This window comes from Sphingomonas sinipercae (assembly GCF_011302055.1).
Classification (GTDB): Bacteria; Pseudomonadota; Alphaproteobacteria; order Sphingomonadales; family Sphingomonadaceae; genus Sphingomicrobium; species Sphingomicrobium sinipercae.
Genome location: NZ_CP049871.1, coordinates 1746864 through 1770332, shown reverse-complemented (window position 1 = coordinate 1770332; position 23469 = coordinate 1746864). Strand labels below are relative to the sequence as shown.

The window sequence follows — 23469 nt, the reverse complement described above, 5'->3', positions numbered from 1 at the left end:
CTGGGCCAATGATGCTCAAAGCCTTCGGTGCGCTGGCCGCTCTGTGCGCTGTCGCAGCGGCCGCCGAAGGCAGCGCCGGTTTCCGCATCGTCCCCACCGCCGCAAACACGCCGCTGGCAAGGAACGGGGAACTGCTGGCGCGGCTGTCGACACCGTTCGCTTATGCGGACCTGGTCGGCAGGAACCGCGCTGCTACGCTCGACGCATTCCCGATCGATCCCCGGGCCGAACGCTTCGGGCTTTTCCTTCCCGAGTCGAACAAGCCGGCGAAAGGCTATGGCCTGCTAGTCTGGGTGTCGCCCATGGACGAAGCCGAGCTTCCGGCCGGATGGGCCGGAGTGCTCCAGCACCGCGGGGTCATCTTCGTCACCGCGGCGCGGAGCGGGAATCAGCGGTCGGTGCTTGGACGGCGCATCCCGTTGGCGCTGACCGGCGCGGCCCATGTCGTCCGCAGCTACCCGGTCGATCCGGACCGCGTGTGGATCGGGGGCTTTTCCGGCGGCGCTCGCGTCGCGGAGGAGATGGCGATCGCTTATCCGGACATCTTCGCCGGCGTCATTGCCGATGGCAGTTCCTTCCCAATCGGGTCGAAGCATGTCTCGCTGCCAGGCCGGGCGCTGTTCGAGCGTGCCCTCAGTCGCACTGCGATCGTCCTTAGCAGCGGCGGGGACGACGATTTCAACCGGGATGCAGCGGACCAGGCCGCCGCCAGCCTGCGCCGCCATTGTCTCGGCCGGATCCTCGTCGAGCGGCGGCGGGGCGAAGGGCATCAGGTCATGTCGGGTCGGTCGCTGGACAAGGCGATCGCCTTCCTTGACCGGCCCCGTGAGCCGGGCGCGCAGCTTCGGCGCTGCCGCGACGCCCTGTACGCGCGCATCGATGGCGAACTGGAAAGTGCGGAAGCGCTCGCGCAGAAGCGCCCGAATGCGGCCCGCGAAATGTTGCGCAAGATCGACCGGCGGTACGGCGGGCTGGCCGCGCCGCGATCGCTGCAGCTTCGCGGCTAACGCACCGCCTGCATCAACAACTCGTAAGAGCGCACCCGCGCTTGATGATCGTAGATTTGCGCGGTGACCATCAGTTCATCGGCGCCGGTGCGCGCGACGAAGGCCTGCACCTGCTCCCGCGCCGTTTCCGGGGTACCGATGGCCGAGCAGGACAGGACGCTGCGTAGAATGGCGCGGGCGTTCAGCGGCAGCGTCTCTTCATAGCCGGCCCTGGGCGGCGGCAGCTGCATCAGCTGGCCGGTACGCAAGGCGACAAAGGCCTGCTGCACCGAAGTCGCCAGCAACTGCGCCTCCTCGTCGGTATCGGCGACGAAGGCGTTGAAGCCGAGCATGACGTAGGGCTTGTCGAGTTGCTCCGACGGCTGGAACCGCTCCCGATAGTAACTGATCGCCTCCATCATCATCTGCGGCGCGAAGTGGGACGCGAAGGCATAGGGCAGGCCGAGCTGCGCCGCGAGCTGCGCGCCGAACAGGCTTGAGCCGAGGATCCACAAGGGAATGTCGGCGCCTTCGCCGGGGATGGCGCGGACCCGGCCGTTCCCGCCGCGGAAATATCCCTGGAGCTCCAGCACGTCGTTGGGGAATTGATGCTCGTCGGACGCCAGGTTGCGGCGGAGGGCATAGGCGGCGGCCTGGTCGGTGCCGGGCGCCCGGCCGAGGCCGAGGTCGACGCGATTGGGGAAGAGGGCTTCGAGCGTGCCGAACTCCTCGGCAATGACCAACGGCGCGTGGTTGGGCAGCATGATGCCGCCGGCGCCGATGCGGATGCTGCTGGTCTGGCTGCCGACATAGGCGAGCGCCACCGAGGTGGCGGCGCTGGCGATCCCCGGCATCGAATGATGCTCGGCCATCCAGAAGCGCTTGTAGCCGAACCGCTCGGCATTGCGGGCGAGGTCGGCGGAGTTGCGCAGCGACCGGCCGGCATCGCTCCCTTCCGGGATCGGGGCGAGGTCGAGGACGGAAAGCGGGATCATTCACCCCAAATGGGCGGCACTGCGGCCAATTCAATCGCCCTAGGGCTTGCGGCGCACGGCCCAGACGAGGGTCGACAGGCTGCTGATAAGGGCGGCGAGGGCGATGAGCAGGGCAGGATCGAGAACGAGCATGTGCGACTCCGAGCAGCCGCATTGTTCCCTATTTGTTCCTGTGCCGCAATAGGAAAAAACCTATCGGCGCGCTTTAGCCGTCCCGTTCGTCGAGCTGCTTGACGAGCCTGCGCGGGGCCTGCGCGCGGTAGCTTTCCTCCACCCATTCCTTGAGCTGGTCCAAGGTCGGGAGCGCGTCCGGACCGGGGTTGAAGCTGACCCAGCCGCTCTTGCCCAGGCCGTAGCCAGTCGGCTCCGCGAACGGCAATTCGAGCGCTGCGCTGCCGGTGTAGGGCAGCTTGCACGACAGCGAGAAAGGCGCGCCTCGCTTGGGCAGATAGGCGAAGGTCTTGTCCTTGACCGCCAGGTCGTCATGGTCGGGCCAGGGCGATTTCTTGTGCGCTCCGGGAAGCGTCAGGCCCCAAGCGCGAAGCGCGGCCAACAGTTCATCACCATTCATGAGCATTGCATAACATTCCCGTACCGGCGCGAGAACTTGCCCTATAAACACCCAACCAGTATAGGCGGCGCCGTCCGGCGGGTACCAAGGTCGCTCGCGGAAAGCCCGCTTACTTGCGAGCGCGTCTCGGTTCCGGCAGTCCGCCGGTCCACGGACGCGCCTTTCGCGTTGCGGCTTTCGTACTTTTCCGGACGCCGCTTCGGCATGGTGCCGCTGCGGCAGTGCATGCAACCAGGTCCGCATGTGAAGGCCCGCCATGGTGGCAGGTCACGCGGCAGGCCCGTTTGAACTTGGAAAGATCTACAAGCTTATGGCCACTACGGCATTCCCCAGCCGCGACGATTTCGCGGCGCTCCTGAACGAGAGCCTCGGCGGCGAAAACGAAACCTTCGAAGGCAAGGTCGTCAAGGGCACGGTCACCGCGATCGAAAACGATCTGGCAGTGATCGACGTCGGGTTGAAGTCGGAAGGGCGCGTTGCGCTGCGCGAATTCGCGGCGCCGGGCCAGAAGGCCGAATTGAAGGTCGGCGACGAAGTCGAAGTCTATGTCGACCGGGTCGAGAATGCTTCGGGCGAAGCGATGCTGTCGCGCGACCGCGCCCGCCGCGAAGCCGCGTGGGACACGCTCGAGAAGGAGCATGAAGCCGGCAACCGCGTCGAAGGCGTCATCTTCGGCCGCGTGAAGGGTGGCTTCACCGTCGACCTCGGCGGCGCAGTGGCGTTCCTTCCGGGCAGCCAGGTCGACATTCGTCCGGTCCGCGACGTCGGGCCGCTGATGGACATGGCCCAGCCGTTCCAGATCCTGAAGATGGACCGCCGCCGCGGCAACATCGTCGTGTCGCGCCGCGCCATCCTGGAAGAAACCCGCGCCGAACAGCGCAGCGGCCTGATCCAGAGCCTGGCCGAGGGCCAGGTCATCGACGGCGTGGTCAAGAACATCACCGATTACGGTGCGTTCGTCGATCTCGGCGGGATCGACGGCCTGCTGCACGTCACCGACATCAGCTACAAGCGGGTCAACCACCCGTCGGAAGTGATCAACATCGGCGACACGGTGAAGGTGCAGATCGTCCGCATCAACCGCGAGACGCAGCGCATCAGCCTGGGCATGAAGCAGCTTGAAACCGATCCGTGGGAAGGCGCCGCCGCCAAGTATCCGATCGACGGATCGTTCAGCGGCCGGGTGACCAACATCACCGAATATGGCGCCTTCGTGGAGCTGGAGCCGGGCATCGAAGGCCTGGTCCACGTGTCCGAGATGAGCTGGACCAAGAAGAACGTCCACCCGGGCAAGATCGTCAGCACTTCGCAGGAAGTCGACGTCAAGGTGCTCGAGGTCGACGAGGAGAAGCGTCGCATCTCGCTGGGCCTCAAGCAGGCGCAGGCCAACCCCTGGGCCGAATTCGCCGACACCCATCCGGTCGGCAGCCAGGTCGAGGGCGAAGTCAAGAATTCGACCGAGTTCGGCCTGTTCATCGGGCTTCCCGGCGACGTCGACGGCATGGTCCACATGTCGGACATCGCCTGGGGCGTGTCGGGCGAGGAAGCGCTCAACCTTCACCACAAGGGCGAGACGGTCAAAGCCGTCGTGCTCGACGTGGATGTCGAAAAGGAGCGCATCTCGCTTGGCATCAAGCAGCTTGAGCGTGGCGGCGTTGGCGTCACCACGGTCGGCGCCGGCGGTTCGGTCAAGAAGAACGATGTCGTCACCGTCACCGTTCTCGACGTCAAGGACGGCGGCTTGGACGTGCAGGTCGGCGACGATGGTCCGACCGGCTTTGCCAAGCGCACCGACCTTGGCCGCGACCGCGACGAACAGCGTCCGGAACGCTTCCAGGTCGGCCAGAAGTTCGACGCGATGGTGATCGGTTTCGACCGGTCGAAGAAGCCGAACTTCTCGATCAAGGCGCTGCAGATCGCCGAGGAAAAGCAGGCGGTCCAGCAGTACGGTTCGTCCGACAGCGGTGCCTCGCTCGGCGATATCCTGGGCGAAGCGCTCAAGCAGAAAGAATCGGCAAAGAAGTAGGCACTTGCGTGGCCACGCGTTTGATGACAGCGTGGCCACCTTGCCTGCCGGGGAGGGCAGGATTTCGTGTTGAATTTCCGGGGGATACGATGATTCGATCCGAACTCGTGCAGAAGCTGTGCGACGATTTTCCCGACCTTACCCAGCGTGAGGTCGAAGGCGTCGTCGGCGCAATTTTCGATTCGATCACCGAGCAACTGTCGCGCGGCGGCCGAGTCGAACTGCGCGGGTTCGGCGCTTTTTCGACCCGCAGCCGCGATGCCCGCCTGGGCCGCAACCCGCGCACCGGCGAAGCCGTGCAGGTCGACGCCAAGCGCGTGCCCTACTTCAAGCCGGGTAAGGAAATGCGCGAGCGGCTGAACTTACAGGAAGTGACTGCGGAGTAAGCAGGTCGTCATGGGGATGAGCCCCCTGACGTCAGTCGCTGCTTCGCGCGCTGGCCGGCTTGCGCGATCTCTCCGCGCAGTTACGCTGCGCTCGGTCGCTTAAGCGGACGTGGCGGAACGGTAGACGCTGGGGACTTAAAATCCTCTTCCCGATAGGGAGTGTGGGTTCGACTCCCACCGTCCGCACCATCGCGCAGCGGAACCAGTCCGGGGGACTGGTGAGTAGCGCGATCCGCCTGCAGCCGATCCGGGGGATCGGCGAAGCCGTCGATCGCAGTGCAACAGCGCGATCCGCCTACCGCTTTCCCGTATCTGGCGAATGCGCGCGCGATGCCGCCGCCATCGTCTCGACGAAGCGTTCGACCACCGGATTTTCGCTGCTCTTGAGATAGGCTAGCGACAGCGTCGTCGTCATGGCCAACCCGGCCACCTCGCGCGTAACGAGCCCGGATAGGCCAAGCGTGCCGAGCGATTGCGGCACGAACGAAATTCCGGCCTCGGCGCGGACCAGCCCAAGCACCGCCAGCCAGTCCCGCCCTTCGCGGGCGATGTTCAACTGCACGCCGGCACGCCGCGCGTCTTCCAGGATCGAATCAAACAACGCCGGCGCGGTCATTCGCGGAAACAATATGAACGGTTCGGCAGCGAGGTCGCGGGCCTCGATGACCGCCTGATCCGCGAGCCGATGGCCCGGCGCTACGGCCAGCAGCAACGGCTCCCGGTCGATTGGAATGATCTTCAGATCGCCGCTGCTGCTGCCGTCCTGGCGAATTAAGCCAACGTCGATCAGGCCGGCGCGGAGGCCCTGCAACTGGCCCGCCGTGGTCAGGTCGAGATAGGTGACCTGAACCGACGTATAGGCGCGCTGATAGTCGGCGATCGCCTGCGGCAGCCAGGAGAGCGAAAGCAAGGTCGGGAAGCCAAGCTGCAGGTGACCGAGCTCCCCCGCGCCGGTCTTGTTGGCGACCTCGACGCCGCTTTGCAGTTCCTCGATCACCCGGCGCGCATAGGGCAGGAACATCTCGCCGGCGGGCGTTAGGCGAACCGCCGGGCGGCGGACGAGGAGCTGCGTGCCGACCACTTGTTCCAGGCGAAGCATCATCTGGCTGAGCAACGGCTGCGCGATGTCGAGCCGCGCCGCCGCCCGCCCGAAATGGCTAACCTCCGCAACCTCCAGGAAGGCGCGAACATGGCGAACGGTCAGGCCGCTCATGCGATTTTGGAATGATGCACCCATCGCATGTGCATTAGACCGATGATTGAGCAGGTGATAGCCGTCTAGCCATCTTGCGGGAGGGTGCAGATGGGTAGGCAGTGGCGTCAGAGGCTTTTGGTCGGGATCGTGAGCTGCGTGGCAGGCTGTTCGATCAGCCCACTGGCCCCGGTCATGCCGGCGCCGCCAGCTGCGCCGGCTGCCGAGGCCAGGCTACCCGTGACGGTGGCGGCCGACGAACGGGTCGAGTTGTTCGCGACCATCTTCCGCCTGGCCGGGGCCGACGAATATAGCACCCGGTTCGTCCCAGCTTACGCCAAGGCGATCGACAAGCACTTCGCGCCGTTCAAGGATCATGCGGCGGTCAAGGCGGTCGCCGGCCTGCGCTCGTCGCGCGGCGTCGCCTACAATGCGGTGGTCGACCTTGCGATCCAGTTCGGGCCGCTGCCGGACCTGGTCGAGCGGGTGCCGCTGGAGCGGTCGGAGATGGACAAGCGCTGGACGCCGGAAGCGGCGCGCGACTTCGCCGCCAAGGCCCGCGACTTCGCCCGGGTCACCGACTTCCACCGCTTCTTCGTCGAGCAGCGGCCGCTCTACGCGGCCGCCGAGCGCCGCCTGCGCAGCCTGGCCGAAGACGAGGCTGACCTGAACTGGGTCCAGCGTTTCTATGGCGGTACCGGCAAGGAGCAATTCTTCATCGTGCCCGCGCCCGGGAACGGGACAGTCTATTACGGATCGCGCTACTTCGGTCCTGCGGGGGAGCGGGAATTTTATTCGATCATCACGGCGATGGACACGGACGTTGACGGTTTCCCGGTCTTCCCGATCGGGGTCGCCAACCTTCTGGCCCATGAATTCGGTCATTCCTACGTCACGCCGCTGATCCTTGAACATTACGATCGTGACCTGAAGGCCGCCGGCGACGCGTTGCTTGAGAATTTCGGCGGCGAGATGGGGCCGCAGGGATATAGCGAAGGGTCGACCATCATCCATGAATCGATCATTCGCGCGGGCGTCGCGCATTACCGCGGGCAGCGGGTCGGGCCGGCGGCGGCGGAGCGGGAGCTGGCCGCCCAGCGCAATCTTGGCTTCGTGTGGATCGACGACCTCTACAAGCTGCTCGGCGATTACGAGCGGGACCGCGCCCGCTATCCCGACATCAGGTCATTCTACCCGGTGCTGCGCGATTATTTCCAGGCCCTGCCGGCGCGCCTGCCGACGATGAAATCGGCGCTTGATGCGTCGCGGCCCAAGGTCGTCGAATCCAGTCCGAAAAACGGGGCGGTCAACGTCAATCCGGCGACGACCACCATGACCGTCCGATTTGACCGGCCGATGCGGCAAAGCTGGGGCTGGAAACCGCGGTCGGGCGACATGGGCGCCTGGCCCGAGCTGAGCAGCCCGGCGTTCGACGCCAGCCGCACCATGCTGACGGTGAAGGTCCGGCTGCAGCCGAACACCAATTATGAAGCGACCTTCCTGACCAGCCAGTTCAGCGGAGCCAACGGGGTCGCGATCGCCCCGTTCACGCTCAAGTTCAGGACTGGGCGCAAGCGCTAACCGCACCCAAGCGAGCCGGAGGAGTTCCACCCGTCCCGTCCTGGGACGGCGGGAGCCGCTCCGCGATAAAGCCGTTGAACGTGGTTAAATGGCTATTAATACATCCACGATGCGCTTGCCGCACACTCGCTCCGCCCGGCCGAATATGGCCGCCCTGCGCCGGTTTGGCGCGCCCAGGCATCGCCATGCCCGCGGCTTCGGTCGCGGACGGGCGTGGCTTTCCGAGGCGGAGGAGGACCAGCCGCGGGCCGGTCTTTCCGACGACCTGAAGCTGTTCGCCGCGACCTTCGCGTCGGGCTTCCTGTTTATCTCGATCGTTCTCGCCTGAGCCTGGGAGGCCCGGCCGCTTAATCGCAGGCCTGGTGCAGTTTCCAGCCGAGCCAGGCGGCGACGATGCTGGCGATGGCGACGATCAGCAGGCTGTCGGCAACGGTCACCCCGAACTGGATGGCGGCGGCCAGCACCAAGGTCGCAGCGACCATGAAGCCGGCATTGACGATATTGTTGGCGGCGATGGTGCGCGCGGTTTCCGCCTTGGGCACGGTGATGGTCAGGAAGGCATAGAGCGGCACGACGAACATGCCGCCGGCAATCGCGACTCCAAGCAGGTCGACGACCACCCATGGCCCATTGGACATGGCGAGGAATTGCTGGATCCCGACCAGTTGTTCCCCGGCGGGCGAGGGCCAGAAGTGGACCCGCCGGAACAGGTCGAGGACGAACAGGCCCATGCCGAGCGCGGAGGCGGGGGCGTAGCGGGCGGCGACCTGACCCTTGAGCAAGTGATTGACCGCGACCGAGCCGATCGCGACCCCGACCGAGAAGATGGCGAGGAACAGCGTCGCAACGGCCTGGTCGGCGCCCAGGCTATTCTTCACCAGCGGCGGGAATTGCGCGGCAAGGACGGTCCCCATCGCCCAGAAGAAGCTGATCGCCAGGATGGCGAGGAACAGCCGGCGCACGTGCATGGTGGCGCTGACCAAGGCGATCGAGGCGCGGACGATGTGCCAGTCCATGGTCAGCGGCGGCGCCGCCGGATCGGGGGGTGCCGGCGGGACCATGCCGCCGGCCAACCGGCCGGCAAGCGCCACCACGAGCACGCCGACCGCGGCCCACAAGCCGTGGAAATCGCCGCTGCTGTCCTGCACGACCAGGATGCCGCCCAGGATCGTCCCGCCAAGGATCGCGATGTAGGTGCCGGCTTCGACCAGGCCGGTTCCGCCAAGCACTTCATTGTCGGCCAGATGCTGCGGCAGGATGGCGTATTTGATCGGCCCGAAAAAGGTCGAATGGACCCCCATCGCACCGACTGCGGCGAGCAATAGCGGCACGTTTTGCAGCAGCAGGCCGCCGGCGCCGACGACCATGATCGCAATCTCGGCCGTCTTGACGATGCGCACGATGCGCGCCTTGTCGCCGGCATCGGCGAGCTGCCCGGCCAGCGCGGACAGCAGGAAGAAGGGCAGGATGAACAGCGCGGCAGCAATGGCGCTGAAGGTCGCCTCCTGCGTGGCGTCGCCATAAATGCCGTATATCACCAGCATCACCGCGGCGGTGCGGAACAGGTTGTCGTTCGCTGCGCCCAGGAACTGGGTGACGAAGATGGGCAGGAAGCGCCGGGTCTTCAGGAGATGCAGGGAATCCTGCATCAGCGCAGGCGCTGGTCCGGCGATGGCATGGGCGCGGGTGTAGCGGCTAGTTCGGTCGCAGCAAGGGCAGTGCGCGTTCGACCCGCCGCTGCGCCATTGCGCCCTGTCTCGGATGCGATAGGCTGGCCGCCGGAAACGGGGGGCTCCGCGATGATCGACCGACGCTTATTCCTGGCTGCCGGGGCAGTCGCCGCAGCCAGCTTTACCGGCGGGTGCACGACCCTGTTTCCGGCGCCGAGCAGGTTCGTTTCCGATCGCATTTCCGTGACCGTCGCCGGGTCGGGCCCGGATGTAGTGCTGATCCCCGGCCTGGCCACTTCGCGCAACGTCTGGGCGGGAACCGTCGCCGCCGTTCCCGGCTATCGCTATCACCTGGTCCAGGTTGCCGGGTTTGCCGGCGCTCCGCCGCTCGCCAATGCCCAGCCCGGTCCGTTGCTCGAGTCGGTGGCGGCGGAGATCGAACGGTACATCGTCGAGCAGGGGCTGGTTCGTCCGGCCGTGGTCGGCCATTCGCTCGGCGGCCTGCTGGCACTGATGACGGCCGCGGCCGTGCCGTCCGTTTCGAAAACCATGGTCGTCGACATGGTCCCGTTCGGTGCAATGCTGTTCAAAGGGCCGGACGTCACCGCCGAGCAGGCGGTGGCGATCGGGGCCGATGCCCGGGAACGCTATTTCGGGGCCAACCGGGTCGCCGCGACCGAACGGCTCTATGCGACCATGATCCGCACCGATGCGGCTCGGCCGGCCTTTGTCGCCCAGGCGCTCGCTAGCGATGCCGACGTGTCCGGCCGGTTATTCGAAGAAGTCGCCGCGACCGATTTGCGCCCGCGGCTGAAGTCGATCCGCGGGCCGGTCACTGTCCTTTACGTCAGTGCGCCGAACATCCCGGTCGGCGATCAGCAAACCGACGCGCTATACCGCGCCGCCTATCGCGATTTACCCGGCGCCCGGTTGAAGCGGATCGAGGGGAGCTTTCATTTCATCATGCTCGACCAGCCGGCGGCGTTCGCGCAGGAATTGCGCGCGTTCCTGCGCTGATCGTCGCTCGGCGATATTGATCCGGGGGCGCTATCGCATAGCCGCCCAAATCGCGTAGAGCGCCGTCGCGATGCTGACGCTGCCGAACTTGCTGACCCTTTCGCGGATCCTGGCGGTGCCGATCCTGGTGTTCCTTCTGTGGCGGCCGACGCCGATCGATTATGCGGTGACCTTCGTCCTCTACTGCGTCGTCGGGATCACCGATTATTTCGACGGCTACCTGGCCCGCGCCCAGGGACAGATTTCGCGGCTCGGCCAATTCCTGGATCCCATCGCCGACAAGATCATGATCGCGGCAGTGATCATCATGCTGGTGTCGAGCCGCAAGATGAGCGGGGAGCCGGTGATCCACGGGCTGCACATCGTTCCCGCGCTGGTCATCTTGCTGCGCGAGATCATCGTGTCGGGGCTGCGCGAATTCCTGGCCCCGCTGCAGGTTTCGATCCCGGTCAGCAGGCTGGCCAAGTGGAAGACGACCCTGCAACTGCTCGCGCTTGGCGCCTTGATCCTGGGCGGGGCGGTGCCGCACATCTGGTGGGTGCACGAAACCGGGCTTTACAGCCTGTGGGCGGCCGCCGCGCTGACCCTCATCACGGGCTACGATTACCTGCGGATCGGCATCCGCCACATGGATTGAGCCACTAATCGGTTTTGTAACTCTCACTGACGCAATCAACTTGTTTCAGTGGCGGAGAAGGGCGTCTTACGGCCTCCTGAAACCTTAGCTTGAGCAGGAGAGCCGACGATGGACGCAAAGACCGGTGAGATGGGCAAGGGATGCCCCGTCGGAAAGCCGAGCACCGTCCGGTCGCTGCTGGGACGGCAGAACAAGGATTGGTGGCCGGAATCGCTACCGCTCGACATCCTCAACCAGGGTGGCCTGTCGGCCGACCCGATGGGCGACGATTTCGATTATGCCGAAGCGTTCAACGCGCTCGATTACCAGGCGGTCAAGCGCGACCTGGAAACGATGCTGACCGATAGCAAGCCGTGGTGGCCGGCCGATTACGGCAATTACGGCGGGCTGATGATCCGCATGGCCTGGCACGCGGCCGGCACCTATCGCACCGCCGACGGGCGCGGCGGCGCCAATAGCGGGCAGCAGCGCTTCGAGCCGCTCAACAGCTGGCCGGATAACGGGAACCTGGACAAGGCCCGGCGCCTGCTGTGGCCGATCAAGCAGAAGTACGGGAAGAACATCAGCTGGGCGGACCTGTTCATCCTGGCCGGCAACGTCGCCATCGAGAGCATGGGCGGGCCGGTGTTCGGCTTCGGCGGTGGCCGCAAGGACGTGTTCGAGGCCGAGCGCGACATTTACTGGGGCAGCGAGGAACAGTTCGTTGGCCAGGAAGGCAACAAGACCCGCATCATTCCCGAGGAAGAGCTGGAGCTTGAGAACCCGCTGGCCGCGATCCAGATGGGCCTGATCTACGTCAATCCCGAAGGCCCGGGCGGCAATCCCGACCCGCTGCAGTCGGCGCGCGACATCAAGATCACCTTCGAGCGCATGGCGATGAATCATGAGGAAACGGTGGCCCTGACCGCCGGCGGCCACACGTTCGGCAAGGCGCACGGCGCCGGCGACCCGAGCCTGGTCGACGCTGCGCCGGCGGCGGCCGATATCGCGCTGCAGGGTATGGGTTGGGCGAGCGCGCACGAAAGCGGCTTAGGCGAGCACACTATCACCAGCGGAATCGAAGGATCGTGGGTGAACACCCCCACCCAATGGTCGGAGAATTATTTCCGGCTGCTGCTCGACTACGAATATGAGCTCGTCCGCTCGCCGGCCGGCGCCAAGCAGTGGCAGCCGATCGACCAGAAGCCCGAGGATATGGCGCCGGCCGCGCACGACCCGAACAAGCGCGTGCCGACGATGATGACCACCGCCGACATGGCGCTGAAGGTCGACCCCGAATTCCGCAAGATCAGCGAGAAGTTCAGGAACGACCATGAAGCGTTCAAGGACGCCTTCGCCCGCGCCTGGTTCAAGCTGACCCACCGCGACATGGGCCCGAAGGTCCGCTACCTTGGGCCGGAAGTGCCGGAGGAAGACCTGATCTGGCAGGACCCGGTGCCGGCCGGACGCAAGCCTTCGGACGGCGATGTCGCGGCCTTCAAGGACAAGATCCTTGGCGCGGGGTTCAGCGTCGGCCAATTGGTCAAGACCGCCTGGGCGTCGGCCTCCACCTATCGTCGTTCCGACCATCGCGGCGGCGCGAATGGCGCGCGCATCCGGCTTGAGCCGCAGCGCAACTGGGCCGTCAACGAGCCCGAGGAGCTTGGCCGCGTGCTGGCCAAGATCGACGAATTGCGCGGCAGCCTGTCGATGGCCGACGCGATCGTGCTGGCCGGGACCGCAGCGGTCGAAAAGGCCGCGCGCGACGCGGGCTTCGACGTCGAGGTACCGTTCCTTGGCGGCCGCGGCGACGCGACCCAGGAATGGACCGACGCGGAGAGCTTCGCAGTGATGGAGCCGCCGGCCGACGGCTTCCGCAATTACCTGAAGACGAAGCACAGCGTGAAGACGGAAGAGTTGCTGATCGACCGGGCCTCCCTGCTCGGGCTCTCAGTGCCGGAAATGACCGTTCTGCTCGGCGGGCTTCGCGTGCTCGGCGCGAACTACAAGGACGCCGCGGAAGGGGTGTTCACCAACCGCAAGGGGCAGCTGACCAACGACTTCTTCGTCAACCTGCTGGACACCGACACCTTCTGGCAGGTGGTCGACACCAGCGCGGACGAGGAGTTCATTGGGCTGGACCGCGCGGGCAAGCAGCCGAAGTGGAAGGCGACTCGCACCGACCTCATCTTCGGGTCGAACAGCCAGTTGCGGGCTGTTGCCGAGGTCTATGCCGAGAGGGGCAATGAGGAGAAGTTCGTGCGCGACTTCGTCAAGGCCTGGACGAAGGTGATGAACGCGGACCGCTTCGACCTGCCGCAGAACGGCGACAGCGTCGAGCCGATCGGGATCGCCGAGCCGGCGGCACGGTAAAAGCGGAGGAGCGACCCAGCCGATTGCGCTGGGTCGCTTGCCCCGGGCAGCGTCAGGGAATGGCGCTCAGGCCCGGGCTGAGTTCGCCGATCACGTGCCGCAAGGCGGTGCCGAGCAGGCGGAACTCCGCCTCACGCGGGCTGGAGCGCCGCCAGATGAGCGCGATCCGGCGAAACCCGTTCTCCGAATCCAAAGGTTTGGCTTCGACATCGGTGCGGTCGAGGATGCCGGCGCTCAGCGCCATCGACGGGACGAAGGTCACGCCAAGGCCGTTGGCGACCATCTGAACCAACGTGTGAAGCGAGGTGCCCAGCATCGAAGCATGGGCCCGAAGGTCGGGCCGGTTGCAGGCCGACAAGGCATGGTCCTTCAGGCAATGCCCATCCTCCAGCAGCAGCATCCGCCCTTCGTCGATCGCGTCGACCGTGACTGACTTGCCGGGCGGCGCCTCGCCAGCGGGAAAAGCGACGAACAGGCGATCGTCGAACAACGCTTCGGAATCGACGTCGCCGCAGCCGTAGGGAAGGGCGAGGAGGACGCAATCGAGCTGGCCGCGGTGAAGCGCCTCACACGCGGCGTGGCTGGTTTCTTCGCGCAGGTAGAGCTTGAGCTGCGGCCATTCGCGTCGGAGACGGGGGAGCATCGCCGGGAGCAGGAAAGGCGCAATCGTCGGGATGACGCCCATCCGCAATTCGCCGTGCAGCGGCTGGCCCTGGGCGCGCGCCATTTCCGTCAGCGATTCGGCTTCGCGCAGCACGCGCACGGCCTTGTCGGCGACTTTTTCCCCGAGCGGGGTGAAGCGAACCACGCGCCGAGTCCGCTCGACCAGCGTGACACCGAGCAAGGTTTCGAGGTCGCGAAGCCCGGCCGATAGCGTCGATTGCGTTACGAAGCAGGCATCGGCGGCCTTGCCGAAATGGCCGTGCTGGCGAAGCGCGACGAGATATTGAAGCTGCTTCAGGGTCGGCTGGTGGACGGTCATGCTAATCGGATTACTCAATCAATAAGGCTGCTGTAACGCAGCTGGGCGATTGAAGCGAGGCACGCGCCCAGCTGCCTCTGGCAATCGGCGGGCGGGGATCATAAATTGCGGGGAAGAATGAAGGACGGTCGATGCAGCCAGGACTGATCCAGTATCTGGATTCGGTGAAATCGCGGGACCCGGCTGCGCATTCGCGCTGGGACGTGCTGTTCTATCCGGGCGTATGGGCGCTCGGGCTGCACCGAGTCGCCCACTGGCTATGGGAAGGGCGCCTGTTTTTCCCGGCGCGGCTCGTCAACCATTTCGCGCGCTTCCTGACCGGCATCGACATCCATCCCGGCGCCAAGATCGGCAAGCGTTTCTTCCTGGACCACGGGTTCAGCGTCATCGGCGAGAGCGCCGAAATCGGCGACGACGTCACCATCTATCAGCACGTCACCCTTGGCGGCACCAACCCGACCACCGGCGTTGCCGGCAAGCGCCATCCGACCATCCGGTCGGGCGTGGTGATCGGTTCCGGCGCGCAAGTCCTGGGCCCGATCGAGGTCGGGGAAGGCGCGAAGATCGGGGCCAATTCCGTCGTCACCAAGGATGTAATGCCCAAGTCCACGGTCGTCGGAATCCCGGCCAAGGCAGTGCCGGTCGATACCGTTCACTACAGTCCGGGCTTCGTCCCTTACGGAACGCCGTGCGGCGAGGACGTCGATCCCGTCCGTGCCAAGCTGGCCGAGATGGAGCGGGAGATCGAGGAGCTGCGGGCGGAAGTGCGGGCGTTGAAGGCGCCGTCGCAGCCGGCTTCGAAGGCGAAGAGCGCTTGACCGTCATTACGCCGTTCCCAAGTCCACGGGACCGGCAGGCAATCACCAGTTTCGACCGGCGGGAGCTGATGCGGATCATGGACCTTTACGGCCGGATGGTCGCCGCCGGCCATTGGCGGGACTATGCGCTTGGGCATCACCCTGACCTGGCGGTCTTCGCCGCTTATCGCCGTGCCACAGAGCGGCCCGAAATCCGGGTCGAGAAGCGCCCGTCGCTGCGCCACAGGCAAGGCATGTTCGCGCTGATCGGCGAGCATGGCATGGTGTTGAGGCGGGGCCAGGATCTTGCCGGAGTCCTGGCCCCACTCGAGCGGCGGCTTATGCGGCTGGTTGGCTGACCAGAGCCGTTCGGTCGAGTAACGGAAGCCGCGCCTTCAAGCCTTCGGGCAGGGGCCGGACGACGGCGCCGCGGGCCTGGTGCCAGAAGGCCGAGAGCAGCAGCAGCGACGAGCCGATGACCAGCGCCGTGAGCGCGATGTTGAGCTCGATCGCGCCGGCACGTTCGAACAGCGACTGCAGCGCGAACAGGACGTAGGCGAGCGCGGAGACCAGCAAGGCGCGGCGGTCAATCGCCAATGCGGCAAGCCCGATGAGGACGTAGAGCAGGACGACCATCAGGCCTTCACCGACGGTCGCGCTGCCGTCGTTGAGGCCGAGCAGGCTGAAGATCGGATGTACGATCATCGGCGCTGCCAGAAGGTGCAGCCAGAAGGCGACGTCGGAGCGGCGGGTGATCCGGCCCGGATCCGATGAATCCCACCACATGGCGAAAAGGAAGGTGGCGACGCCAAGCACGAGCACGAAGCCGAGCATGATGTTGCGCATTTCTTCCGCCCGGTCGCCGAGAGCGGCAACCAGCAGGCCGACCGCAATCGCCGAAACGGCGGCGGCCCCGGCGGCAACCGTTATGGGCACTCGGAACGTGCGCCAGTGGAGCCACGCCGCCCCCGCAGCAATCGCGGCCGCACCGGCCCCGACGATGCCGCCGAGCTGCGCATTATCGTCGAGCTGGTGTACGCCGACGGCCTGCACCAGCAACATGCCGGCGGTGGCGAAGACCGAGCCGACGAAGGCGAGCAGCAACAGGATCGACGGCAGCGCCATCCGGCGCTTGGCGGTGAAGAACATGGCCAGGCCCCAGCTGGTCGCCGCAACGGCAAACGGGGCGAGGAAGGATGGGCCGTTGCCCTCGATCGCGGTGCCGGCCGAGTGGCCGATCGACTGGCCGATCCAGCCGACCGCGACGAGCAGGATCACCGCGGCGATCGAGACGAAGATGTCGTTGAAGCCGGTGATGAGGCGGAAATGCTCTTCATCAACGGCGGACGTCGAACGCGAGCGGTCCATGTAGGCGCGGAGCGCGGTCGCGGATTCGGCGCTGATCGCACCGGCCGCAACGGCGTCATCCAGATCGTTCTGGCTGTACATTGAAGTTCCTCCCTGTCCGGCGAGGATAAGCCCAACTGTATTAGTGCGTCAATACAGCAAAACGCGCGGAGAGGTTGGCGCCGTTTCGCGTTGTCATCTTATGGCCAAGCCGCGCAGCCCGAAGCTCAAGGTCTTCCGCACCCCGATCGGGTTTCACGACGCGATCGTCGCGGCTCCGAGCCAGAAAGCGGCACTGGAAGCTTGGGGCGCGGATTCGAACCTGTTCGCGCAAGGCGCGGCCGAGCAGGTCGAGGAGCCGGCGTTGGTCGCGGCGGCACTGGAGCGGCCGGGCGAAGTCGTGCGGGTGCCGCGCGGCAGCAAAGACGAGCAGATTGCGGCGCTTGGGCGGGAGGTGAAGCGGTCGAAGACGGGAGGCGCGTCAGCTTCCGCACGAGCGAAAGGGAAGGGCGCCAAGGCGGTGAAACCCGCACGGCCACCCAAACCATCCCGTGCGACCGTCGTCGCGCTTGAGGACCAGCTTGCCGAAGCGACGAAGCGTCATGCCAAGGCAGTCGGCCTGATCGACGACGAAATCGCCGCATTGCAGCGCAAGCGTCGGGATGCGGCACGCGAGCATCGTCGCGAGCAGGATGCGATCGAAGAACGGCTGGCGAGCGAGCAGGCCCGCTACGACCGCAAGTTCGAAGCCTGGAAAAATGAATAAACGAACCAGATAGGTAAAATAACTATTGACATCGTAACGCTGTTTCGGTACCACTTGGGAACAGTGAGAAAAACCGAGTCGGGCCGGACACGCAAGTGTCGCGGCCCTTTTTGTTGGACGTGAGGCGGCGATGGCGGGGAGGAAGAAGGCGGCGCCGCTGGTGCTTGCCGGCGGCGAAAGGCCGCAGGTGCGTAAAGCCTCCGGGCGGAGTTGCACCAAGGAAAAGTTGGAGGACTTCGTTGCGACGCTCGCCGCCACTTGCAACGTGACGTTGTCGGCTGAAGCGGCCGGCATTTCGGTTCGCCACGCTTACAAGCTGCGCAACAAGGATGCGGCGTTCCGCGCCGGCTGGCTGGAAGCGATGGGGACGGCCTACAGTCGGCTTGAGCTGGTCCTGCTCGACCGCGCATTCAACGGGACCGAGAAAGTCGTTCCGCGCAAGGACGGGGGCACGGATCGAATGCTGGAATATTCCAACCAGCTCGGCCTCCAACTGCTGAAGATGCACCGGGACACGGCCCTTGCAAGCGCACCCGAGAACGAGCCCGCGGACATCGACGAGATCAGGGAGCGGCTGTTCCGTAAGCTGGAACGCCTGCGCAAACGCGAAGAGGCACGGAGCGCTGCTGAGTGAAGCTTCTGTCCAAGCGCGAACAGACGTTGGCGCTCGCGCGGCTCAGCAAAGAGCGGCGTCGCCAGATGATCTTCAAGAAGATGACGTGGCAAGACGTGGTCGACATGGACGCCGAATACGAGCGGTGGCTTCATGACGCGCAGGTCCAGCCGGAGGGAGAAAGCTGGAGCACCTGGCTGATGATGGCCGGTCGCGGGCTTGGAAAGACCCGGGCCGGGGCCGAGTGGGTCGAGAAAATCGCACGGAGCCGACCGGGGATGCGGATCGCGCTGGTCGGCGCGTCTCTGGATGAGACGCGGCGGATCATGGTCGAGGGTGTCAGCGGCGTGCTGAGCGTCGCGGAGCGCAACCGCAGCCGCGCGAAATGGGAGCCGAGCATTGGGCGGCTGACCTGGCCGAATGGCAGCCAGGCGCAGATCTTTTCCGGTGACAGTCCGGACGGGCTGCGCGGGCCGGAGCACGACATCGCCTGGTGCGCTCCTAGTGCTCGATACCGTGGTCGCGAGCTCGGCAGAGGAAGCGCCGACCAACGATCCGCCAACAGCCCCAGCTTCGGGTGCGACGTACCTCGTAGGAGCGAATCCAAGCGGCGCTTGGGCTGGCGAAGCTTCGAAGCTCGCGACATTCAGTTCGGGCGGCTGGCGCTTCGTGACGCCTGTTCAGGGGATGCAAATGTGGCTCAAGGCCGAGGCATTGCCCGCGCGCTGGAATGGGACATCGTGGGAAATGGGCATCACCCGGAGCGCGCAAGTCCTCGTGAACGGAACGAAGGTTGTCGGTGCGCAAGTCGGCGCGATTGCCGCCCCGGCGGGTGGCACCACCATCGATGCGCCGGCGCGCGCCGCAATCGAGGCGATCTTGCTTGCCTTGCGAAGTCACGGACTTGTAGCGACTTAAACCACAAGTGTTGCCGATTGAGCGCAGCCCGCGCGCTTTCCTGCCTCCACTCGGAAAATCCTTGTTCGAGGATGACTAGCGGATTAACGTCACGCTTAGTGAATTTTCCTGGGAGGATCCCTGCATGCGCAAATTAATTATCGCGTTAGCGGTCACGACTGCATTTACGGCCCCGGCTTCCGCGCGTGACGGAAGCCCCTACGTTGGCGTCGAGGGTGGACTTCTTGTCGTCACCGACACCAACTTCGGCTATTCCGACGACAACATCAGCGTCAAAGACGCTTACCGCATCGGCCATAAGCTTGGCTTCGATGTCGGCGGCATCGCCGGTTACGACTTCGGCATGTTCCGCGTCGAAGGTGAAGTTGCCTACAAGCGCGCGACCGTGAACGAAGTGTTCGTCGACGACCTGATCGACGGCGACGGTGGCGTGAAGCCGGGCGACTTCGACGGTTCGGGACGTTCGACTGTCCTGTCGGTGATGGGCAACGCACTGCTTGACGTCGAACTCGATGGCGATCGCTTCGCGGGTTACGTTGGCGGCGGTCTTGGCGCTGCGCGCGTCAACCAGCGCGTTGTGGTCGAGAGCATCGACCGCACCTTCAACGGCCGGGACAGCGGCATCGCGTACCAGGCCATTGCCGGCCTTCGCTATGCGCTCACCCCGAACCTGGACCTGGGCGCCAAGTACCGGTTCTTCACGGTGCCGAAGCTCCGCTACGACGTCGACGGGCCGACGCCGTTCCGGATCGATGCCAACCAGTTCCGGTCGCACAGCATCCTGGCGAGCCTAATCTACAACTTCGGCGCCGTGGCTGTTGCGCCGCCGCCGCCGGTTATCGTCGAGCAAGCGCCGCCGCCGGCTCCGGCCCCGGCCACGCAGACCTGCCCCGACGGTTCGGTGATCCTGGCGACGGACATGTGCCCGCCGCCGCCGCCGCCGCCGCCGGCCCCGGCACCAGAGCGCGGCTAAGCGTTCTGACCGGCTGAACCTGGCGCCGAGGCGCCGGGTCCAGTGACAAGATAGAGGGTCGCCGTTGCAGCTGCAGCGGCGGCCCTTTTCTTTTGTTCGGAACCGTTGCCCCGCCCAAACTCGTTATCCTTGCAGTCGCGAGGAGAAACGACATGAGCGCAATCCCAACCCGCCCCGCCCCCCTGGGTGGACCAGCCCACCCGCGTGGAGCCGTCCAGCCGCGTGGAGCCGCCCAGCCGCGCGGTGCCGCCCACCGGCGCGGAGCGGCCCGCACCATCGGCCGCCTGGCGATGGTGGCGGGAAGCCTGGCCGCGGCCGGATGCGTCAGCGTCGCCGACCCGGCGTACGTCCGGCAAGTCCAACTGACGAGCGCGTCGGGCCAGGCGCTTGGCACCGTCGGCCTGTGGCAATCGGCGGGCGCGGTGAGCCTGCGCGTTGCCGCAGCCGGACTGCCGCGCGGCGTGCACGGCATCCACATTCACGGCGTTGGCCGCTGCGACCCGCCGGGGTTCGAAAGCGCCGGCGGCCACTGGAACCCGGCGGCGCGCAAGCACGGGCTCAACAACCCCGCCGGCCACCACGCCGGCGACCTGCCGAACCTGATCGTGTCCGCCAACGGCGTCGCCAACCAGTCGATGGTGCTGTCGGGGGCGAGCCTGGCGAGCCTGTCCGACGCCGACGGATCGGCGCTGGTCATCCACGCGGCGCCGGACGACCTGGTCAGCGACCCGAGCGGCAACAGCGGCGCGCGCATCGCCTGCGCGGTGATCGCACCACCGCTCTAGACGAGCGGGCCAACCGGGCAGCGGTGCGCGCCAAATGGCAGACGGGCGCCGCGACCTTCGTCGCGACGCCCGCCCGTCAGTTCAGTCCTGTCGCTGATTAACGGCGGTAGGGGTTGTAGCGAGCGACCCGAAGCCCGGTCACCGCACCGCGATAGTCGACGTTACAGCGGAACGAGAGATCGGCCCCGGCCTGCTGCGCATAACGCGGATCGCCATAGCCCGGCTGGCCGTAGCGGTTGTTCGTCATGCCCGTGGAAATCAGGCCCTGGACGCGCACGCCGTTACGGACGCGGGCGACCTGCGTGATGTTGGTCACGCGCATGCCCGGGGCGACGACCTGGCGGTTGTAGCCGTACTGCTGGCCGTAGCCCTGACCCTGGCCCTGATAGCCGTAGGCATTGCCGTAGGGCTGACGATATTGGGCGCCGGCCTGGGCAAGCGCCGCGCTGGCGCAACGCTGCACCGCGGTACGATCGTTGACGTTGTAACGGTTGCCGAGGAGCTGATCGACGATCTGCTGCACCGGGTTCACGTTCTGGTTCTGGTAGCCATATCCCTGCTGGTAAGGCTGCGGGTAGGGCTGCGGATAAGGCTGGCCATAGACCTGGGCCGCGGCAGGAGCGGCCATACCGGCAATGGCCGCGCCGGCGGCGAAAATGTGGACGATCTTCATCAAACTGGTCCTCGTCTCCGCCGGGGAACGCCGGGGGAGTTCAAGGACAAGAACGTTTCGGCTGCGCGGTTGGTCGCATGAACCGAAAACAACCGTGGCAGCGGGCTAGGTTCATCGGCGGCCTGGAGAGCCGTTGAACCGCCCCGCTTTACTCGGCGGGCCTTTCGATGCACGTTTCCGCTGCGTCCCGCTCGGGGGAAGGGGCGCGTAACCTGGGGGAGTTCATCAATGTCGTTTCTGTTTGTCCCGCTTGCGGCGCTCGCCGCGGCGCAATCCGCCGCGCCCGCTCAACCCATCGCTGCGCCCGCCGCGCAAGCGGTCATCCTGGCGCCCGCCGCCGGTGACGTGCTGCGCGCCGGCACCGATGTGCCGCTGACCATGGCCGAAGGGATCACCACCGCCGGCAAGAAGCTGCGTGTCGGGCAACGCGTTCGCCTGACGGTCACGTCCGACGTTCGCCTTGGCACCCGGGTCGTCATTCCGGCCGGAAGCCCGGCGGAAGCGGAGATCACCGACGTGCGCAACAAGGGCATGTGGGGCAAATCCGGCCGCATCGAAGCGCGCGTGCTCAACGTCCGCGTCGGCGACCGGCTGATCCGGCTAACCGGCACGTTCGACGACAAGGGCGTCACCGGCACCGCCGGCGTTGTCGCTGCGATCGCACTGGTCCCGGTCGCGGGCTTTTTCGTCACCGGCACCAGCGCCAGCATCCCGGCAGGGGCGGGCGTGAAGGCATTCCTGGACGAAGATTTGAAAATCGCAGCGCTTTAAGCTGCGTTTCCAGACCAATTAATGGGGAGGGCCGGCGAGCGTTGCGCCGGCCCTTTTCGCGTCAGTCGCGGAGCGCGGCGGAGACCTTGCCGCCGTTCTTTTCAAGTTCCTGCATCACCGCCTTGTGCAGCCAGATGTTCATTTCGGCGCTGCCGTCCTTTTCGCCGGTGTAGCCGAGCTCGGTCGCCAGTTCCTTGCGGTTGTCGAGGCTGGAATCGAGGTCGAGCAGCTTCATCAGGTCGACGATCGAGCTCTGGTAATTGAGCTCCTGCCCCTTCTGCGCCGCCATCTGCGCCAGCACCGCGTCGACATCGACCTGCTGCTGGGGCGCGGGTGCCGGGGCCTGCTGCTGCGTTTGCGGGGCGGCCTGGGGCTGTGCCTGCGGCGCGGGCTGCGCCTTGTCCTTGTGGCCGAAGATGGCGTCCTTGATCTTGCCGAAAATGCTCATGCCGGAATCTCCCTTTGGTCGACAGACGAAGGGCGGGGGGCATGGTTGCATCGGCCTGCCCGAATGGCGGCGGGCCGGACCTTAACCGAGATGCGCCGTTCAAAAAGGAGAGAGTCGAATGACGATTCCGGAAGACGATTCCGGGCGGGCGTCCAGCCTGCCGACCCCGGTATTGCCGGTGATCTGCGACAGTTGCCGAGCGCAAGGGGCGGCGGGCGAGGGACAGTTCGCCGAGGTCGGCGACATCCTGCATTTCGCGCCGGTGCCGCGGCGGCCGCAGGTCGGCAACTGGACGCCCGATCAGCAGCGCGCGTTCATCGTCGCGCTGGCCATCACCGGCAGCCCCAAGCGCGCGGGGATCGCCATCGGCCGCGACGACCGCGGGGCGATGAAGCTGCGCACCGCCAAGGGCGGCGAGAGCTTCAGCAAGGCATGGGATGCGGCGCTGGCGATCTTTGCCGAGAAGGAAAAAGCGGCCGAGCGCGAGCGGACGAAGGGGCGGTTGGAGGCGCGGGCGGGGCGTCATGGATCGGCTGGACCATCCGGGCGCAGCAAGGAAGACCAGGAGGCGGACCTGGCGCGGGAGCGCGAGGACTATGAAGCGGCGCGGGCGCGCATCCGCGACCGCCTGCTACGCGCGCGGCGGCTCTACCTGTTCACCTTATGCGCCGACGAGGCGAAGCAAGCGGCGTGGGAGGCGCTGTGCGGGCCGGTCGACTGGGCCAGGGCGCTGGAGATGAAGCCGCAGGACAATGAGCCCTATCCGGTGCGGATGGTCGAGCCCGACATGCTGCTGACCGCCGAGGGCGGGTGCATCCCGGACATGGTCGGCTGCGGACGCGATCGCGGGCAGGAGTATGTGGCGGCGTGCGACGAGGCGCGGGAGACGGGCGAGGAGGGGCCGGCGGTGCGGCGGCTTTTTGGATGTGCGATTACGCCCAGCGAGTTGCCGCTGTGAGAGGCTCCCGTTTCCCCGCGCCCTA

General features: G+C 66.1%; 25 protein-coding genes, 1 tRNA gene and 1 pseudogene. 19 read left to right on the top strand and 8 right to left on the bottom strand.

The annotated features are described in order from the left end of the window. Nucleotides 1–8 precede the first annotated feature (8 nt). A complete protein-coding gene (locus G7078_RS09225; protein ID WP_166095324.1) occupies nt 9–1007 on the top strand; it encodes a PHB depolymerase family esterase in 999 nt (332 codons plus the stop codon). Here G7078_RS09225 and G7078_RS09220 read toward each other — a convergent pair. Next, entirely contained in the window at nt 1004–1981 is a 978-nt protein-coding gene (locus G7078_RS09220) for an LLM class flavin-dependent oxidoreductase (protein WP_166095322.1), read from the bottom strand. The two genes, G7078_RS09225 and G7078_RS09220, sit on opposite strands and share 4 nt — an antisense overlap. Before the next feature lie 205 nt (nt 1982–2186). Next, nucleotides 2187–2552 (bottom strand): MmcQ/YjbR family DNA-binding protein, encoded by a 366-nt coding sequence (locus tag G7078_RS09215; protein ID WP_206367444.1) that lies wholly within the window; start codon nt 2550–2552, stop codon nt 2187–2189. A gap of 310 nt (nt 2553–2862) precedes the next feature. Between G7078_RS09215 and rpsA the strand changes: the two genes are divergently transcribed. The 3 genes from rpsA to G7078_RS09200 all read left to right on the top strand — a co-directional run bounded on the left by rpsA (nt 2863) and on the right by G7078_RS09200 (nt 5153). Next, on the top strand, nt 2863–4578 hold the full coding sequence (gene rpsA, locus G7078_RS09210) for a 30S ribosomal protein S1 (RefSeq protein WP_166095318.1): 1716 nt from the start codon (nt 2863–2865) through the stop codon (nt 4576–4578). Between the two features lie 89 nt (nt 4579–4667). After that, nucleotides 4668–4964, top strand: coding sequence for an integration host factor subunit beta (locus G7078_RS09205; protein WP_166095315.1), 297 nt, complete (start codon nt 4668–4670; stop codon nt 4962–4964). Nucleotides 4965–5067: 103 nt separating this feature from the next. Then, nucleotides 5068–5153, top strand: a tRNA-Leu gene (locus tag G7078_RS09200). Between the two features lie 106 nt (nt 5154–5259). On the opposite strand, the gene G7078_RS09195 is transcribed toward G7078_RS09200, so the two are convergent. After that, on the bottom strand, nt 5260–6177 hold the full coding sequence (locus G7078_RS09195; protein ID WP_166095313.1) for a LysR family transcriptional regulator: 918 nt from the start codon (nt 6175–6177) through the stop codon (nt 5260–5262). Between the two features lie 129 nt (nt 6178–6306). Here G7078_RS09195 and G7078_RS09190 point away from each other — a divergent pair, with 129 nt between their 5' ends. Both G7078_RS09190 and G7078_RS09185 read left to right on the top strand, forming a co-directional pair. Further along, nucleotides 6307–7737: a DUF4932 domain-containing protein gene (locus tag G7078_RS09190; protein WP_166095311.1), complete on the top strand. Its 1431-nt coding sequence runs from the start codon at nt 6307–6309 to the stop codon at nt 7735–7737. A gap of 109 nt (nt 7738–7846) precedes the next feature. Continuing rightward, on the top strand, nt 7847–8065 hold the full coding sequence (locus G7078_RS09185; RefSeq protein ID WP_166095310.1) for a hypothetical protein: 219 nt from the start codon (nt 7847–7849) through the stop codon (nt 8063–8065). 19 nt (nt 8066–8084) lie between these two features. Here the strand turns inward: G7078_RS09185 and G7078_RS09180 are convergent, their stop codons facing one another. Then, nucleotides 8085–9386: an MFS transporter gene (locus tag G7078_RS09180; RefSeq protein ID WP_166095307.1), complete on the bottom strand. Its 1302-nt coding sequence runs from the start codon at nt 9384–9386 to the stop codon at nt 8085–8087. 150 nt (nt 9387–9536) lie between these two features. Here G7078_RS09180 and G7078_RS09175 point away from each other — a divergent pair, with 150 nt between their 5' ends. From G7078_RS09175 to katG, 3 genes are all read left to right on the top strand, one after another. Next, a complete protein-coding gene (locus tag G7078_RS09175; RefSeq protein ID WP_166095305.1) occupies nt 9537–10424 on the top strand; it encodes an alpha/beta fold hydrolase in 888 nt (295 codons plus the stop codon). Nucleotides 10425–10494: 70 nt separating this feature from the next. Further along, nucleotides 10495–11061: a CDP-diacylglycerol--glycerol-3-phosphate 3-phosphatidyltransferase gene (gene pgsA / locus G7078_RS09170; protein WP_166095303.1), complete on the top strand. Its 567-nt coding sequence runs from the start codon at nt 10495–10497 to the stop codon at nt 11059–11061. Nucleotides 11062–11169: 108 nt separating this feature from the next. After that, entirely contained in the window at nt 11170–13413 is a 2244-nt protein-coding gene (katG, locus tag G7078_RS09165; protein ID WP_166095300.1) for a catalase/peroxidase HPI, read from the top strand. A gap of 52 nt (nt 13414–13465) precedes the next feature. On the opposite strand, the gene G7078_RS09160 is transcribed toward katG, so the two are convergent. Beyond that, nucleotides 13466–14395 carry a hydrogen peroxide-inducible genes activator gene (locus G7078_RS09160; protein ID WP_166095298.1) on the bottom strand — a complete coding sequence of 310 codons (930 nt, stop codon included), beginning with the start codon at nt 14393–14395 and terminating at the stop codon, nt 13466–13468. A 131-nt stretch (nt 14396–14526) separates the two neighbouring features. On the opposite strand from G7078_RS09160, the gene cysE reads away from it, so the two are divergent. Both cysE and G7078_RS09150 read left to right on the top strand, forming a co-directional pair. Next, complete coding sequence (gene cysE / locus G7078_RS09155; protein ID WP_166095296.1) at nt 14527–15213, top strand: serine O-acetyltransferase; 687 nt, start codon at nt 14527–14529, stop codon at nt 15211–15213. Then, nucleotides 15210–15551: a DUF2794 domain-containing protein gene (locus G7078_RS09150; RefSeq protein ID WP_166095293.1), complete on the top strand. Its 342-nt coding sequence runs from the start codon at nt 15210–15212 to the stop codon at nt 15549–15551. Before cysE ends, G7078_RS09150 begins: the two co-directional genes overlap by 4 nt. Here the strand turns inward: G7078_RS09150 and G7078_RS09145 are convergent. After that, on the bottom strand, nt 15532–16641 hold the full coding sequence (locus tag G7078_RS09145) for a hypothetical protein (RefSeq protein ID WP_166095292.1): 1110 nt from the start codon (nt 16639–16641) through the stop codon (nt 15532–15534). The genes G7078_RS09150 and G7078_RS09145 overlap by 20 nt on opposite strands. 100 nt (nt 16642–16741) lie before the next feature. Here G7078_RS09145 and G7078_RS09140 point away from each other — a divergent pair, with 100 nt between their 5' ends. The 6 genes and pseudogenes from G7078_RS09140 to G7078_RS09115 all read left to right on the top strand — a co-directional run bounded on the left by G7078_RS09140 (nt 16742) and on the right by G7078_RS09115 (nt 20594). Beyond that, nucleotides 16742–17305 (top strand): hypothetical protein, encoded by a 564-nt coding sequence (locus G7078_RS09140; RefSeq protein WP_166095290.1) that lies wholly within the window; start codon nt 16742–16744, stop codon nt 17303–17305. 187 nt (nt 17306–17492) lie between these two features. Next, nucleotides 17493–17939: a hypothetical protein gene (locus G7078_RS09135; RefSeq protein ID WP_166095288.1), complete on the top strand. Its 447-nt coding sequence runs from the start codon at nt 17493–17495 to the stop codon at nt 17937–17939. Nucleotides 17940–18004: 65 nt separating this feature from the next. Further along, nucleotides 18005–18355: pseudogene (locus G7078_RS11045) on the top strand (terminase large subunit domain-containing protein); the annotation flags it as partial. Further along, the gene (locus tag G7078_RS11000; protein ID WP_166096313.1) at nt 18339–18836 is read left to right on the top strand and encodes a DUF2793 domain-containing protein; all 498 of its coding nucleotides are present in this window, start codon (nt 18339–18341) and stop codon (nt 18834–18836) included. The pseudogene G7078_RS11045 and the gene G7078_RS11000, both read left to right, overlap by 17 nt. A 124-nt stretch (nt 18837–18960) precedes the next feature. Continuing rightward, nucleotides 18961–19809: an outer membrane protein gene (locus G7078_RS09120; protein ID WP_166095286.1), complete on the top strand. Its 849-nt coding sequence runs from the start codon at nt 18961–18963 to the stop codon at nt 19807–19809. Between the two features lie 152 nt (nt 19810–19961). Beyond that, nucleotides 19962–20594 (top strand): superoxide dismutase family protein, encoded by a 633-nt coding sequence (locus G7078_RS09115; RefSeq protein ID WP_246166341.1) that lies wholly within the window; start codon nt 19962–19964, stop codon nt 20592–20594. 97 nt (nt 20595–20691) lie between these two features. Here G7078_RS09115 and G7078_RS09110 read toward each other — a convergent pair whose 3' ends face one another. Beyond that, the gene (locus tag G7078_RS09110) at nt 20692–21267 is read right to left on the bottom strand and encodes a hypothetical protein (protein ID WP_166095284.1); all 576 of its coding nucleotides are present in this window, start codon (nt 21265–21267) and stop codon (nt 20692–20694) included. A gap of 228 nt (nt 21268–21495) precedes the next feature. Here G7078_RS09110 and G7078_RS09105 point away from each other — a divergent pair, with 228 nt between their 5' ends. After that, nucleotides 21496–22038: a hypothetical protein gene (locus tag G7078_RS09105; protein WP_166095282.1), complete on the top strand. Its 543-nt coding sequence runs from the start codon at nt 21496–21498 to the stop codon at nt 22036–22038. A gap of 61 nt (nt 22039–22099) precedes the next feature. On the opposite strand, the gene G7078_RS09100 is transcribed toward G7078_RS09105, so the two are convergent. Continuing rightward, nucleotides 22100–22486, bottom strand: a complete 387-nt coding sequence (locus tag G7078_RS09100; RefSeq protein WP_166095279.1) for a DUF3597 domain-containing protein — start codon at nt 22484–22486, stop codon at nt 22100–22102. 118 nt (nt 22487–22604) lie between these two features. Between G7078_RS09100 and G7078_RS09095 the strand changes: the two genes are divergently transcribed. After that, complete coding sequence (locus tag G7078_RS09095) at nt 22605–23444, top strand: hypothetical protein (RefSeq protein ID WP_166095276.1); 840 nt, start codon at nt 22605–22607, stop codon at nt 23442–23444. The last annotated feature ends 25 nt before the right edge of the window (nt 23445–23469 follow it).

Bases quoted from the DNA above. Each gene is read 5' to 3' on its own strand.
- pgsA (WP_166095303.1), top strand. From the start codon at position 10,495: ATGCTGACGCTGCCGAACTTGCTGACCCTTTCGCGGATCCTGGCGGTG.
- G7078_RS09105 (WP_166095282.1), top strand. From the start codon at position 21,496: ATGTCGTTTCTGTTTGTCCCGCTTGCGGCGCTCGCCGCGGCGCAATCC.
- G7078_RS09195 (WP_166095313.1), bottom strand. From the start codon at position 6,177: ATGAGCGGCCTGACCGTTCGCCATGTTCGCGCCTTCCTGGAGGTTGCG.
- G7078_RS09160 (WP_166095298.1), bottom strand. From the start codon at position 14,395: ATGACCGTCCACCAGCCGACCCTGAAGCAGCTTCAATATCTCGTCGCG.
- G7078_RS09100 (WP_166095279.1), bottom strand. From the start codon at position 22,486: ATGAGCATTTTCGGCAAGATCAAGGACGCCATCTTCGGCCACAAGGAC.
- G7078_RS09140 (WP_166095290.1), top strand. From the start codon at position 16,742: ATGGCCAAGCCGCGCAGCCCGAAGCTCAAGGTCTTCCGCACCCCGATC.
- G7078_RS09185 (WP_166095310.1), top strand. From the start codon at position 7,847: ATGCGCTTGCCGCACACTCGCTCCGCCCGGCCGAATATGGCCGCCCTG.
- G7078_RS09220 (WP_166095322.1), bottom strand. From the start codon at position 1,981: ATGATCCCGCTTTCCGTCCTCGACCTCGCCCCGATCCCGGAAGGGAGC.
- G7078_RS09205 (WP_166095315.1), top strand. From the start codon at position 4,668: ATGATTCGATCCGAACTCGTGCAGAAGCTGTGCGACGATTTTCCCGAC.
- G7078_RS09225 (WP_166095324.1), top strand. From the start codon at position 9: ATGATGCTCAAAGCCTTCGGTGCGCTGGCCGCTCTGTGCGCTGTCGCA.
- G7078_RS09115 (WP_246166341.1), top strand. From the start codon at position 19,962: ATGAGCGCAATCCCAACCCGCCCCGCCCCCCTGGGTGGACCAGCCCAC.
- G7078_RS09215 (WP_206367444.1), bottom strand. From the start codon at position 2,552: ATGAATGGTGATGAACTGTTGGCCGCGCTTCGCGCTTGGGGCCTGACG.
- rpsA (WP_166095318.1), top strand. From the start codon at position 2,863: ATGGCCACTACGGCATTCCCCAGCCGCGACGATTTCGCGGCGCTCCTG.
- katG (WP_166095300.1), top strand. From the start codon at position 11,170: ATGGACGCAAAGACCGGTGAGATGGGCAAGGGATGCCCCGTCGGAAAG.
- G7078_RS11000 (WP_166096313.1), top strand. From the start codon at position 18,339: ATGGCAGCCAGGCGCAGATCTTTTCCGGTGACAGTCCGGACGGGCTGC.
- G7078_RS09095 (WP_166095276.1), top strand. From the start codon at position 22,605: ATGACGATTCCGGAAGACGATTCCGGGCGGGCGTCCAGCCTGCCGACC.
- cysE (WP_166095296.1), top strand. From the start codon at position 14,527: ATGCAGCCAGGACTGATCCAGTATCTGGATTCGGTGAAATCGCGGGAC.
- G7078_RS09180 (WP_166095307.1), bottom strand. From the start codon at position 9,386: ATGCAGGATTCCCTGCATCTCCTGAAGACCCGGCGCTTCCTGCCCATC.
- G7078_RS09175 (WP_166095305.1), top strand. From the start codon at position 9,537: ATGATCGACCGACGCTTATTCCTGGCTGCCGGGGCAGTCGCCGCAGCC.
- G7078_RS09120 (WP_166095286.1), top strand. From the start codon at position 18,961: ATGCGCAAATTAATTATCGCGTTAGCGGTCACGACTGCATTTACGGCC.
- G7078_RS09110 (WP_166095284.1), bottom strand. From the start codon at position 21,267: ATGAAGATCGTCCACATTTTCGCCGCCGGCGCGGCCATTGCCGGTATG.
- G7078_RS09145 (WP_166095292.1), bottom strand. From the start codon at position 16,641: ATGTACAGCCAGAACGATCTGGATGACGCCGTTGCGGCCGGTGCGATC.